Source organism: Mycobacterium sp. E802 (assembly GCF_001666875.1).
GTDB lineage: Bacteria > Actinomycetota > Actinomycetes > Mycobacteriales > Mycobacteriaceae > Mycobacterium.
The window spans coordinates 1-12,837 of the sequence record NZ_LZJD01000056.1; the positions used below are offsets into that span (position 1 = coordinate 1).

Annotated in this window: 12 protein-coding genes; 2 read left to right on the top strand and 10 right to left on the bottom strand. The window is 67.1% G+C overall.

Annotated elements, in window-relative coordinates:
* The 3 genes from A5699_RS08525 to A5699_RS08535 form a co-directional block, all read right to left on the bottom strand.
* Positions 1–1,814 (bottom strand): DUF2207 domain-containing protein (locus A5699_RS08525; RefSeq protein WP_067768175.1); only part of this gene is annotated, 1,814 nt, incomplete at its 3' end.
* 45 nt (positions 1,815–1,859) lie between these two features.
* Positions 1,860–3,860, bottom strand: coding sequence for a primosomal protein N' (locus A5699_RS08530; protein ID WP_067768177.1), 2,001 nt, complete (start codon positions 3,858–3,860; stop codon positions 1,860–1,862).
* Entirely contained in the window at positions 3,857–4,579 is a 723-nt protein-coding gene (locus A5699_RS08535) for a lysoplasmalogenase (protein ID WP_067768179.1), read from the bottom strand. Before A5699_RS08535 ends, A5699_RS08530 begins: the two co-directional genes overlap by 4 nt.
* On the opposite strand from A5699_RS08535, the gene A5699_RS08540 reads away from it, so the two are divergent.
* A complete protein-coding gene (locus A5699_RS08540) occupies positions 4,578–5,525 on the top strand; it encodes an alpha/beta hydrolase (RefSeq protein WP_067768192.1) in 948 nt (315 codons plus the stop codon). The genes A5699_RS08535 and A5699_RS08540 overlap by 2 nt on opposite strands.
* Here A5699_RS08540 and A5699_RS08545 read toward each other — a convergent pair.
* Together A5699_RS08545 and A5699_RS08550 are read right to left on the bottom strand one after the other, a co-directional pair.
* Positions 5,514–6,095 carry a cytochrome b gene (locus A5699_RS08545; protein WP_067768181.1) on the bottom strand — a complete coding sequence of 194 codons (582 nt, stop codon included), beginning with the start codon at positions 6,093–6,095 and terminating at the stop codon, positions 5,514–5,516. The two genes, A5699_RS08540 and A5699_RS08545, sit on opposite strands and share 12 nt — an antisense overlap.
* Complete coding sequence (locus A5699_RS08550; protein ID WP_231965650.1) at positions 6,092–7,153, bottom strand: catalase family peroxidase; 1,062 nt, start codon at positions 7,151–7,153, stop codon at positions 6,092–6,094. The genes A5699_RS08545 and A5699_RS08550 overlap by 4 nt, the downstream gene beginning before the upstream one ends.
* Positions 7,154–7,457: 304 nt before the next feature.
* On the opposite strand from A5699_RS08550, the gene A5699_RS08555 reads away from it, so the two are divergent.
* Positions 7,458–8,930, top strand: coding sequence for an NAD(P)/FAD-dependent oxidoreductase (locus A5699_RS08555; RefSeq protein WP_067768183.1), 1,473 nt, complete (start codon positions 7,458–7,460; stop codon positions 8,928–8,930).
* Positions 8,931–9,005: 75 nt separating this feature from the next.
* Here the strand turns inward: A5699_RS08555 and metK are convergent, their stop codons facing one another.
* The 5 genes from metK to mihF form a co-directional block, all read right to left on the bottom strand.
* The gene (gene metK, locus A5699_RS08560; RefSeq protein ID WP_067768185.1) at positions 9,006–10,205 is read right to left on the bottom strand and encodes a methionine adenosyltransferase; all 1,200 of its coding nucleotides are present in this window, start codon (positions 10,203–10,205) and stop codon (positions 9,006–9,008) included.
* Positions 10,206–10,347: 142 nt separating this feature from the next.
* Positions 10,348–11,592, bottom strand: a complete 1,245-nt coding sequence (gene coaBC / locus A5699_RS08565) for a bifunctional phosphopantothenoylcysteine decarboxylase/phosphopantothenate--cysteine ligase CoaBC (protein ID WP_067768187.1) — start codon at positions 11,590–11,592, stop codon at positions 10,348–10,350.
* Positions 11,593–11,609: 17 nt separating this feature from the next.
* Positions 11,610–11,933: a DNA-directed RNA polymerase subunit omega gene (gene rpoZ / locus A5699_RS08570; RefSeq protein ID WP_067768188.1), complete on the bottom strand. Its 324-nt coding sequence runs from the start codon at positions 11,931–11,933 to the stop codon at positions 11,610–11,612.
* Positions 11,934–12,028: 95 nt separating this feature from the next.
* On the bottom strand, positions 12,029–12,619 hold the full coding sequence (gene gmk / locus A5699_RS08575; RefSeq protein WP_067768190.1) for a guanylate kinase: 591 nt from the start codon (positions 12,617–12,619) through the stop codon (positions 12,029–12,031).
* A gap of 11 nt (positions 12,620–12,630) precedes the next feature.
* The coding region (gene mihF / locus A5699_RS08580) for an integration host factor, actinobacterial type (protein ID WP_304528243.1) at positions 12,631–12,837 on the bottom strand (207 nt) is incomplete at its 5' end.

A 12,837-nucleotide genomic window follows, 5' to 3' on the forward strand; every position in this document is an offset into this window, starting at 1 on the left:
GGTTCATCGCCCAAGCCGTCACCGCCACCACCGCCTCCACCGCCGGATGACGAGGATCCACCGCTCGATGAAGAGGACGACGATTGCGAGGCCGTGTATGCCCCGATCGATGATGACAGCGCCGATTCGAAACTGTCGAAGTCCGCGCCGCCAGATCCGCCGGCGAAGCCGTGGCTGCTGTCCGATGACGACGACGAGTTGTACCAACCCGGTTGGGGCGCAGCCACACCCACTGTGTCTTGATACTTCTTCGCCCACAGCGCGGCGCAACCGCCGGCCACCGCGAACGGAATGTAGGCCAGGTACAGGTCTTTGCGGGCGGCGAAGTCGAACCGGCTCTCAGCCGAATCGGTCGACAACAGACGGTGAAAACCTTCCGCCCGCGACCACAGTTCGCGCCCGGACGGAGTGCGTCGGGTTCCGACACCACCACGCCAGCACCGTGCCGAGAACACAAAGAACGCGGCGAAGGGCAGCCCACACAACGTGATGGGGATACCGAACAACAGGAAGAAGCCCGCCAGTGCCGCGAAGAACGCCGCCACATTGGCGGCGCGGAGCCACAATTCCTTACGACGTTTGACCATGAAGCCGCCGTCGAAGGCCCACTTGCGAACGGCGACGTCCATATCGGCCTTGGCTTTGCTCAGTTTCTTGCCCGACGCAGCGGTGTTCTTGGCGGTGAACTCGGCTCCCACCGACATCACCTTGAGCGCTGCGCCGACGTCGATGCCGACCGGATCGACATCTGTCCACTCGGCCGGCTTGGCGAGACCCTTGATCTTCCAGTGCATGTCACCGAGCTGACGCAACTCCACGAGCCCACGTTCGGCGAGGTGGAACAGCGTCGCGCTGAGCCCGGTCTTGGGAATGGTCTCGGTGCGGATGTACTCCGTCTGCACCGGGCCGAGCCCTTCTGGCGGGGCATACTGCACCGGAAATCCCGGCGGTGGTTCGACAGTGGTGCGCGTCCAGAGGTAGGCGAGCAGACCCATTCCGAGGGTGAGCAGGGCGATCCAGACGAGTGCGCTCACCGATCGGCCGAGAATCCGGTCCCAGGTGTACGGCCACGGCAGGCTCACCTGCGCCGGACTCTCGACGTCGACGCCGGCCCGTAGCGTCACCGGCGTATGCGGCTGCAGGTCGGTAGCCGTCAGCCGCACGGTGTTGCCGTCGGTGCGCAGGCCTGTGCACGCGCTGCCCACGCCGTACCCGACGCTGCATGCCGCCCCGGTCACCTCGGCCGGCAGGGTGACCGAGATGTCGGCCCGCTTGATGGTGTTGTTCCACGCGGGCGCGATGACGTTCCAGTAGAACACCGATCGGGCGTCGGAATCGCCGATGGTGGTGGCGAATTCACGCTGGGCTGCAACGGTACCCGGATCCAAGACGCCGTCGATCGCGTAACGGATCTCGAAGACGTGAGGGGCCCAGTCCAGGGTGGTGGCCGGGTCGCCGATCTTGGCGACGCGGAACCGTTTACCGGTTTCCCACAACAGCTCATACGGAATCGACGAGCCGTCCATCGTGATGGAGGTGATCTCCGGTACCTGCCGCAGCCGGGAGTTGTTCTGATTCGCCACGTCCCAGTACCGGAAGATGCCGTGGCGGCCGCTGGGGAAATCGCCGGTGATGGTCTCGACCGCGGACAGCCGTCCGTCGGCGTCGACCGTGAAATCGCCTCGGTAGTCGGTGATCACCACCGGGTCGGCCGCCCCCGGGCCCGATGCGGACCCACCCGTGAACACCAGAGGCCACAGCAGGCCGAATGCAATGAGCGCCAGGGTGAACAGCCACGACCACACCCGACGCATGGCAGCCTCCTGTCGGCCCTCACCAGCAGAGATGAAGTGTGCGCCTCAGCCTATGTGCAATGGGTCGATTTGGATGCGACATGGCTGCTGATCCTTACGTGCGCTGAGCACGGCGGTGGCGCGTCGTAATGCCGCGGCCAGCTCCAGGCCACCGTCGCGCGGTACCCGGACCAGCATCCGGCTCACCTCGGCGTCGGCATCGAGCCCCGGGGGTCGGCGCGCTCCGGCCGGAAGTTCCACCGGGCCGAGAGTTTCCGCCGCGGCCGGCAGCTGGGCCGTTTCGAGCAGCGCGTCCACTGCGGTCGAGGTTCCGTCGATGGCCGCCATGTGCACGGCGGGTGGCAGTCCGACTTCACCGCGGCCGTCGAGTTCGGCGTCGGCGTGCCCCACCGGATCCCATCGAATCAACGCCTGCACGGTGGCGATCGCCGACTCCGCCACCACTGCCACCACACCACCGTCGGCACGAGGCCGCACCAAGGCCGCCGCGGCCATCCACCGCCGCATCGTGTCCTCGGCGGCCCGCAGATCTTGGCGGCCCAGCAGAGCCCACGCGTCGAGCAACAGGGCCGCGCCGTAGCCGCCGTCAGCCACGGGTTCTGCACCAGGTGTCGAGACCACCAGGGCCGGACCGTTCCCCACCGCACCGACCACCGCGTCACCGCCCGAGGTGATCACCGACGTACCGGGAAAGGCCCGGCCCAACTCTTCAGCGGTCCGGCGAGCCCCCACGACCACCGCCCGTACCGCATCGGAACCGCAACGCGCACAACGCAATGCGGGCTCGGCGCGGCCGCACCACCGGCATTCGGCGGCCGCAGCGCCGCGGTCCGGCAGGGCGAGCGGCCCCGTGCAGTGCCGACAGCGCGTCACCGCACGGCATCGTGCACACGCCAGCGCAGGCACATATCCGCGGCGCGGAACCTGGATGAGTACCGGCCGCTCGGCCTGCAGCGCCGCACGCGCGGCCTGCAACGCCATCGACGGCAACCGCGCGGTGTGGGCAGCCGGGTCCCGCTCCTGGGCATAGCCGCTGTCCTCCAGCGCCACCACCCGAGGCGCGGCGGCCCGCACCGCCGGACGCGGCGCCACCACATCGTGAGCCCACCGCGTCCGTACCAGGGCCTGCGCCTCGGCGGTGCGGGCGTAGCCGCCGATGACCGCGGCACACCGCAGCTGGTGGGCACGCAGCATGGCGACCTCACGGGCATGCGGGTAGGGCGCGCGCGGCTCGGCGAGGCTGTCGTCGCCGTCGTCCCACACCAGGACCAGCCCGAGATTGGACACCGGGGCGAACACCGCGCTGCGGGTACCGATCACCAGCTGGGCCTGTCCGCGCAGCACCGACAACCAGCGGCGGTAACGGGCGGCCGGGCCCAGCCCCGCCGACAATGCCACCACCCGGGCCTCCGCCATCTGCTCGATCGCCGCGGCATACAGGGCGTCGACGTCGCGTTGGTCGGGCACCACGGCGAGCACACCCAGCCCGGCGTTCACCGCCACCGCAGCCGCCTCGGTCAACCGCCGCGCCCAGTTCTCTCCGGGCAGCGCCTGCCACACCGCCCGCGCGGCCCGGCCCTCACCGACGGCCGTCAAGAATTGTTCGCCGCGGCCGTAACGAGCCCACGCGCGGGTGTCGACGGGGATCTCCGAGACCGGTTCGGCCTCGGCGGGAGTCTGCTTCTCCACCCTGGCGTGGCGCGGTGGCACCGCCAGCCGCAGGACGTCGGCCCGGGTGCCGGCATAGCGGGCCGCGACGGCGTCGACGAGCCGCCGGATCTCGGGCGTGAGCACCGGTTCGGGCGAGACCACGCGGTCCAGCCAGCCCAACTTGCCGGTGTGGTCGGTGTCCGACCGTCGTTCCAGCAGGTACGCGTCGACCAGCCTGCCGTGGAAGCGCACCCGGACCCGGACACCCGGCTGCGCGTCGTCGGAATGGTCCTCCGAAACCAGATAGTCGAACTCCCGGTCCAGGTGCGGAACCGTGAGCAGGGGAAGCACCCGCGCGATGGGTTCGTGCTCGGCGGCGCGGCGGGTGATCGTCACCGCGTCAGTTCAGCAGACCGCGGTGACGTCCGGCCGAAGAACAGGCCGGCGGTGATCATCATCAGTGAGGCGGTATATGCCCACCAGATCGGCACGGCCAACAGTTGGTCGCCCCGGATGAACTCGCTGATCCCGATCATCGTGTCCGACACGGCGAAACACACCGCTCCGGCAGCGGTCCACCACGTGGGCAGCTGGGCGAGCAGGGCCGTACAGACCATCGCCCCGAGCACGGCGATGTAGGCCGTGACGGGTACCGCCATTCCCTGTTCGAGCAGCCGCGGCCAGAACCAGGCGAGCAAAGCGGCACACGCGGCGACGGTGACCCCGACGGCGGCCAGTCGGGCCGGGCTCCGTCGGGCCAGCGGCACGAGCGCGCCCAGAAAGCACAGGTGGGCGACCAGGAACGCGCCCAGTCCGCCGACGAACGACGGCTGCCACCACGGGATGGCGAGCAGGAAGTCACCGAGTGCGGAGAACACCAGCGCACCGACCAGCCAGCGGCGTTCCCGCACGATCGGATGCGCCCACGCGGCAAGCGCGAGCAGCACCGCGGGTAGGGCCTTCACCGCGGGCTGGGCGAAGAACTGGCCGGTGAGCGCGACACCGGCCGGAGACCGTAGCGCAACCACCAGTAAGAAGATGCCGTAGGCGGCGCCGACGAACACCGCGGAGCCCCACAGCCACACCGTGCTGCGCCGTGCGTACGGTGTCGGCATGTCCGTTGCTGACGAGAAACCGGCTGTCGATTCCATCCTGCAGAAGGTACTGGAGGTCGTGCCGTTCCAACTATCGACTGACATCGGAGTCGAGGAGGCCCGACGTCGGTTCAGTGAGATCCCCCGACCACCGGTCCATCCCGAGGTCGAGGTGACCGACCGGGAGATACCGGGACCGGCCCGTCCGATCCCGGTGCGCGTGTACCGACCCCCGACCGCCGACGGGGAGACGTTGCCGGTGGTGGTGTTCATCCATGGCGGCGGCTGGTCGCTGGGTGACCTGGACAGCTACGACGGCACTGCGCGCCAGCATGCCGTGGGTGCCGAGGCCGTGGTGGTCTCGGTGGAGTACCGGCTGGCGCCTGAGCATCCGTACCCGGCCGCGGTCGACGACGTGTGGGCCGTGACGCAGTGGGTGGCCGAGCACGCCGCCGAACTCGATGTCGACGGCGACCGCATGGCGGTTGCCGGCGATTCGGCGGGCGGCAACCTCAGCGCGGTGGTGGCGCTGCTGGCGCGCGATGCCGGCGTCCCTGCGCTGCGGTTCCAGCTGCTCTGGTACCCGGCGACCACCTGGGACACCAGTCTGCCGTCCTTCACCGAGAATGCACAGGCGCCGATCCTCGGGCTCGATGCCGTCGCGGGATTCTCCCGGTGGTACGCCGGGCACGTCGACCTGTCCGATCCGCCCATGACGCTGGTACCGGCCCGCGCGGCCGATCTGTCCGGACTTGCGCCGGCCTATATTGCGGTGGCCGGGCACGACCCGTTGCGTGACGACGGAATCCGGTACGCCGAGATGCTCTCTGCGGCAGGCGTTCCGGTGCAGGTTCACAACGCCGAGACCCTGGTGCATGGTTACATCGGTTACGCCGGTGTGGTACCGGCGGCCACCGAGGCGTTCGATCAGGCGATGGCGGCACTGCGGGCGGCGCTACACGTCTGACCGGTCGGTCGCGGGTTCTTTTCTGGCGGGCCACAACGACATTCGGTGAATAATCCGGTCACGCAGGCCGACGGTGTGGAACAACACCGCGCAGATGTGTGCGGTGAATGTCGCGAACAGCAGGTAGGCCGCCACGGTGTGGGCGGTGCGCAACACCGCGTACAGGGTGATGTTGGTCGGGGCGATCGCCGGCAGATGGATCGCCCCGGCCAACACGACCGGAGATCCCGCGGCCGACACCATGGCCCACCCGATCAGGGGCTGCGCCAAAAGCAGTGCGTACAGCAGGTATTCAGAGTAGCTGGCGATGCGACGTTCGAGTGGTCCCATCGTGGTGAGGAACGGCGGCAGCCTGCGGGTGAGCCGGTTGACCAGTCGCACGATCGCGAATACCAGGATCGCGATGCCCAGCGGCCGGTGAATCGCGAGAAGCAACGGGTAGTAGCTGAGTGCCGCGATCATCGTCACGCCGATGAAGAACTGCGCGATCACCATGGCCGCCATGGACCAGTGCAGCAACCGGGCCGTCAGGTTGAACTTCGTGATCGGCGGTTTCGTTTCGGTGGTCATCGCACATCCCCGGGAACGGCGACTGCGCTGGGCGACTTGGGTTCTCGGGCCCTGCGGTCGAACGAACGCGCGTACACCGCCGACCGTGCGCGCGGCAGCGGATCGTCAGACGCGGCCAAGCCGTCGGGCAGCACGAGTGGATCGAAGTTGACGTCGCGGGCGTTGCCGGGTGCCTCGGTGTGGACGGCGTCGATGGTGATGGTGCCCGCGTCAATCGTGGGGCGGTCCGATGGCCACGGAAGGGTGGCGTCGTGGGTGGGGTCGGTCGGGTCGGCCAGCGTGAGGATCAACTTCCAACTGAGCGGGCCGCGGGCGATCGTGTCGATCAGTGCATCAAAGAGAGCGTTCTTGTCGTCGCTCGGCGGCCGTGCGGCGGGTTGCTGCTGCTTTAGCGGCACAGCTGCCCACCGGATCGCCGTGGTCTTGCCCTGAGCATTCGTGGCCCGAAAAGCGTTGAGTCCGTGGTACGTACTGTCGGCGAATCCGATGCTCGGTGGGCTTTGTTTGATGATCTTCATCGCCGCTACGGTTTCGGGGTGATCGGCCAGAAACGCCGCCATCGCCTGGGGGTCGGGCTTCCCGGTCTGCTTCTGGGGCCGTGAGGCCAGCATCCGATCGTAGAAGCCTTGTGGTGTGGCGTCGGGAAACACCGGGATGTTGATCATTGCCGTGCGCCACTGCTGGCCGTCGGGAAGGTCGAACACCAGGCCCAGACCTCGCACGGTGTCGTTCTTGTCGGGTTGATCGGGCAACCCACCCGACAGCGAGAACCTGCCCACCACAGGCACCGTGCCGGGTGTGAACACGGCGGCGCGGCTCACCTGGGCACCGGCACCGGTGCTGGTGAACGTTCCGGTGGCGGCCAGGCCCTTGGCGTGGTTGCGCCGGAATCCCTCATGGCGCCCGGCCACCTGCTCGAACCGGTCGGCGAAATCGGCCGGCGTCAGCGCGTCAGGACGCAGCCAACCCGCCGCCTCACCGAGACCGCCCACCGCGGCGACCGCTACACCGCCCATGGCGGTCAATCCCAGCAACGCTCCCCTGCGGCTCAATTCCATCGTGGTCGCACCCCTCCTCGCGTCTGGACTCTTCCAGTGTCAAACGAAATGCGGGCGCGGACGGTTCATTCGGGGCGCGCGGTGCCGTGTCGGAGGTCTGTGAACATGTACCGCCGACCCGGGCCTTCGTCACGATGTTGCCACGAATCATCAATGTGGTCATGGCGCCCTCCAGCCCTGCTGTCGCTGCTGGCAGCCTATGTTTGCCGATTGAGTCCGTAGCCACCCGTTGGCATCGGAGACTAGGTTGGCAGTGCAACCCACACGGTGTGCACATGATCGGCCGCAGCCGGGAGGTGGCTTGATGCCCGACTTTCACACGCTCATCGTCGGTGCCGGATTCTCCGGCATCGGCACGGCCATCGCCCTGGACAAGGCGGGGCTGCATGACTACCTCATCCTCGAAGCCGGCGACGGGGCCGGGGGCACCTGGTTCTGGAACACCTATCCCGGTGTGGCGGTAGATATTCCGTCGTTCTCGTATCAGTTCTCGTTCGAGCAGTCTCGGAAGTGGTCGCGTACCTATGCCCCCGGCAGCGAGTTGCGCACCTACGCCGACACGTGCGTCGACAAGTACGGCCTGCGACCCCGGATCCGGTTCAACACCAACGTCACCCGCGCGGTGTTCGACGACGACGAGAGCCTGTGGCGACTCGAACTGGACTCCGGAGACACGCTCACGTCCCGGTTCCTGGTCAACGCCAGCGGCGTGCTGACCATCCCGAAGCTGCCGGAGATCGACGGCGTGGACTCGTTCGCCGGGACCACGGTGCACACGGCCCGCTGGGACCACACCCAAGACTTGACCGGCAAGCGGGTGGCGATCATCGGCACCGGCGCCTCGGCGGTGCAGGTGATTCCCGAGATCGCGCTGAAGGTCAAGCAGCTCACTGTGTTTCAGCGGACACCGATCTGGTGCTTCCCCAAGTTCGACGTGCCGATCCCGCCGATCGCACGCCGGCTGATGCGCCTGCCCGGCGGCCGGACGCTGCATCGCATGCTCAGCCAGGCCTATGTGGAGTTCACGTTCCCATTGGCTGCGCAGTACTTCACCATCAACCCGTTCGCCAAGCGGGCCGGCGCAGCTGGGCGCGCCTATCTCCGGCAACAGGTACGAGATCCCGAGACTCGCGACAAGCTCACCCCGCGCTATGCGGTGGGATGCAAGCGACCCGGCTTCCACAACACCTATCTGGCCACCTTCAACCGGGACAACGTGCGGTTGATCACCGAACCGATCGACAAGATCACCGGTTCGGGTGTCGCGACCACCGATGGCGAGAGCCATGACGTCGATGTGCTCATCCTGGCCACCGGTTTCAAGGTGATGGATGTCGACGCGCTGCCGTTCGAGATCGTCGGTTCGGGTGGGCAAACGCTCAGCGAGTTCTGGATGCAGCACCGGATGCAGGCCTACGAAGGTGTCAGCATTCCCGGCTTTCCCAACTTCTTCTCCGTGATGGGGCCGTACGGCTACGTCGGCTCCTCGTATTTCGCGTTGATCGAGGCACAGACCCGACATCTGGTGCGCTGTATCGCCCAAGCAGACAAGAAGCAGGCCCGCCGTGTCGAGGTCCGCCAGGAGGCCAACGACCGGTACTTCTCGGAAATGATGCGCAAGCGTCATCGCCAGATCTTCTGGCAGGACAGCTGTTCGCAGGCCAACAGCTACTACTTCGACCGCAACGGGGATGTGCCGCTACGGCCGGCCACCACCTTGGAGGCCTATTGGCGCAGCCGTCGCTTCCCCCTGGACGATTACGCGTTCACGTCCTAGAAAAAGTCCGCCAACAGACACACACCCGTACCTTTTCGGCTGAGAAGGTACGGGTTTGCGTCTGTTCGGCAAAAACTAGACGGAGGCCTTCAGGTCGTCGACCTTGTTGAGCTGCTCCCAGGGCAGTTCGACATCGGTGCGCCCGAAGTGGCCGTACGCCGCGGTCTGGGCGTAGATCGGGCGCAGCAGGTCCAGGTCGCGGATGATCGCGCCGGGACGCAGATCGAACACGCTGCTGATGGCCTTCTCGATGCGGGCCGGGTCGACGGTCTCGGTGCCGAACGTCTCGACGAACAGGCCGACCGGGGCGGCCTTGCCGATGGCGTAGGCGACCTGGACCTCGACCCGCTCGGCCAGGCCGGCGGCGACGACGTTCTTGGCCACCCAGCGCATCGCGTACGCGGCCGAGCGGTCCACCTTTGACGGATCCTTGCCGGAGAAGGCGCCGCCGCCGTGACGGGCCCAGCCGCCGTAGGTGTCGACGATGATCTTGCGACCAGTCAGGCCGGCGTCACCCATCGGGCCGCCGAGGACGAACTTGCCGGTCGGGTTGACCAGGAGACGGAAATCGGAGGTGTCCAGCGTCTCGTGGTTGAGATCGGCCAGCACGGTGTTGACGACCTTCTCCCGGATGTCCGGGGTCAGGGTGCTGTCCAGATCGATGCCGTCGGCGTGCTGGGTGGACAGCACCACGGTGTCCAGCCGGACCGGCGTCTTGCCGTCGTACTGGATGGTGACCTGGGTCTTGCCATCCGGACGCAGGTAGTCGAGCACGCCGTTCTTGCGCACCTCGGTCAGCCGGCGCGACAACCGGTGGGCCAGCGCGATGGGCAGCGGCATCAACTCGGGAGTGTCACCGATGGCGTAGCCGAACATCAGACCCTGATCGCCGGCACCCTGCGAGTCCAGCGGATCGCCCGCGCCCTCGACGCGCGCCTCGTGGGCGGTGTCCACGCCCTGGGCGATGTCGGGCGACTGCGCACCGATCGCGATGTTCACCCCGCAGGAGGCGCCGTCGAAGCCCTTGGTCGACGAGTCGTAGCCGATGTCGAGGATGCGGTCGCGAACGATTTTGGGGATGTCGGCGTAGGCGGAGGTGGTGACCTCACCGGCGACATGCACTTGACCGGTGGTGACCAGCGTCTCCACCGCAACCCGGGACTTGGGATCCTGCTCCAGCAGCGCGTCGAGCACCGAGTCGCTGATCGCATCACAGATCTTGTCGGGGTGTCCTTCGGTTACCGACTCACTGGTAAACAGGCGACCTTGGCTCACGGTCTGCTTCCTTCCTTGACGATTACGAAACGTTCTCAGTCAAAACTACTTAGTTAGTCGAATGGTATCTGTGCCCTGTTGAACCCAACCGCTTGGGACGCCGATGCGCAACCCTTATCCGCACCGTGATGCGTACGCCGGATCACCCTTCGTACTTGCCCAGGAACGCCGCGATCGAGTCCACGATACGGGTGGCCATCAGAGTCTTCGAGCCATGCTCCAGTGCAACTTCGGTGCCGTCGGCACTCAGCAACCAACCGTCGTTGTGGTCCACTTCGAAGGCGCGGTTGTCCCCGACGGCGTTGACCACCAGCAGGTCACAGCCCTTGCGCTGGAGTTTGGCCCGAGCATGGAACAGCACGTCACCGTTGGCATCGCCGGTCTCGGCGGCGAAACCGACGATGGCGCGCATATTTGGCAACTGTTCTTCGGCGCGGGCCCGTACCGCGCCGGCGAGAATGTCGTCGTTGCGTACAAGTTCGATCGAACTCGGTTCGGAGGCACCTTTTTTGATCTTGCTGGCGGCCACCTGGGCGGGCCGGAAATCGGCCACGGCGGCGGCCATCACCAAGACGTTGGCCTCAGGGGCGTACTTGGACACCGCGTCGCGCAACTGCGCAGCTGAGCCGATGTGCACGACGTCGACGCCGGCCGGATCGACCAGGCCTGCGGTGTTGCCTGCGATCAGCGTGACGTCGGCCCCGCGTTGAGCCATCACCCGAGCCACGGCATAGCCCTGTTTCCCGGAGCTGCGGTTGCCGATGAATCGCACCGGATCGAGGGGCTCACGGGTGCCACCGGCGGTCACCAGGGCCTTGACCCCGGCCAGGTCGTAGGGCAGCGCGTCACCGCGTTCCAGCAGCAACTGCGCAAATGTGGTGATCTCTTCGGCCTCGGGCAGCCGTCCCGCACCGCTGTCGGCGCCGGTGAGCCGTCCGGACGCCGGTTCCAACACCACCGCGCCCCGACGACGCAAAGTCGCGACGTTGTCGACGGTGGCCGGGTGAAACCACATCTCGGTGTGCATCGCCGGGGCGAACAGCACTGGACATCGGGCGGTCAACAGCGTGGCGGTCAGCAGGTCGTCGGCCCGGCCGGCTACCGCGCGGGCCAGCAGATCAGCGGTGGCGGGTGCGACGACGACGAGGTCGGCCTCCTGGCCGATCCGCACGTGCGGCACCTCGTGCACATCGGTGAAGACACCGGTGTGCACGGGATTGCCCGACAGGGCTTCGAACGTGGCGGCCCCGACGAAGCGCAGCGCCGACTCGGTGGGCAACACGCGCACCGAGTGGCCGGCTTCGGTGAGTTGGCGGACCAGGGTGCAGGCCTTGTAGGCGGCGATGCCGCCTGCGACACCGACGACGATTCGCTTACGCGCGCTCACGTGCCGGCCCGGCCTGGCTACTCGCCCTCGGTGTGCTCGAGCAGGTCTTCGTGGATCTCCCGCATCGCGATCGACAGCGGCTTCTCCTGCAGACCGGGCTCGACCAGGGGGCCGACGTATTCGAGAATGCCGTCGCCCAACTGGTTGTAGTAATCGTTGATCTGGCGCGCGCGCTTGGCGGCGTAGATCACCAGCGCGTACTTGCTCGATGCGCGGTCCAGCAACTCGTCGATGGGCGGGTTGGTGATGCCCAGCGGCGTGTCGTAGGCGCTGGCGGCAGACGAATCGATACCCAAGTCGTCCGCAGCGGCCAGCTGCGCATCGGCGTGCGGGGTGCTCACTAAAAAGTCTCCTGGCGGTTTTGGCGAAAATGCATTGTGAACAGCGGGCTGGTGGCTCGCGGATCCGATCGCGTCGGTCCCGGCACGGTGAGTCGTCAGCTGCCCACCAGCAAGGATACCAATTCAGCGCACGCGGAATCCAACTGACGGTTCACCACAACCTGGTCAAAGTCGGACTTTGCCGCCATTTCGGCCCGCGCGGTCTCCAATCGCCTGGCCATCACCTCGGGCGTCTCGGTACCCCGGCCGGACAATCGGCTGACCAGTTCGTCCCAACTCGGCGGTGCCAGGAACACCGACACCACCTCAGGCATGGCCTTCTTGACGGCCCGGGCGCCGGCCAGATCGACCTCGATCAGCACCGGGCGACCCGCCTGAGTGGCTTCGCGCACTGGTTGGGCCGGCGTCCCGGAGCGGTGCAAACCGCCGTGAATTTCGGCCCATTCCAGCAGCTCACCGTCATCGATCAGCTGTTGGAACCGGTCAGCGGACACGAATGTGTAGTCGACTCCGTCGACCTCCCCCGGCCGCGGTGCCCTGGTCGTGACCGAGACGGAGAAATACAGGTCGGGAAGTCGCTCCCGCAGGCAACGGACCACGGTGGACTTCCCGACGGCGGAGGGACCGGACAACACGACGACCGGAGCCGTCGCAGTGTGTTGTCCGACCCCTCTACCAGCGCTCAATGCGGGCGCCTCTAGGACTGGTCGAACTTCTCCAGCAGGGCTTTGCGCTGACGATCACCGAGGCCGCGCAGACGGCGGGTCGGGGCGATCTCCAGCTCGGTCATGATCTCCTGCGCCTTGACCTTGCCGACCTTGGGCAGGGCCTCCAACAGAGCGGAGACCTTCATCTTGCCCAAGACCTCGTCGGTCTCGGCGTCGGTGAGCACCTGCTTGAGGTT

What these genes read in the sequence shown, in the direction of transcription:
- A5699_RS08555 (WP_067768183.1), top strand. Translation starts at nt 7,458, where the DNA reads ATGCCCGACTTTCACACGCTCATCGTCGGTGCCGGATTCTCCGGCATC.
- A5699_RS08545 (WP_067768181.1), bottom strand. Translation starts at nt 6,095, where the DNA reads ATGACCACCGAAACGAAACCGCCGATCACGAAGTTCAACCTGACGGCC.
- A5699_RS08540 (WP_067768192.1), top strand. Translation starts at nt 4,578, where the DNA reads ATGTCCGTTGCTGACGAGAAACCGGCTGTCGATTCCATCCTGCAGAAG.
- A5699_RS08550 (WP_231965650.1), bottom strand. Translation starts at nt 7,153, where the DNA reads ATGGAATTGAGCCGCAGGGGAGCGTTGCTGGGATTGACCGCCATGGGC.
- A5699_RS08535 (WP_067768179.1), bottom strand. Translation starts at nt 4,579, where the DNA reads ATGCCGACACCGTACGCACGGCGCAGCACGGTGTGGCTGTGGGGCTCC.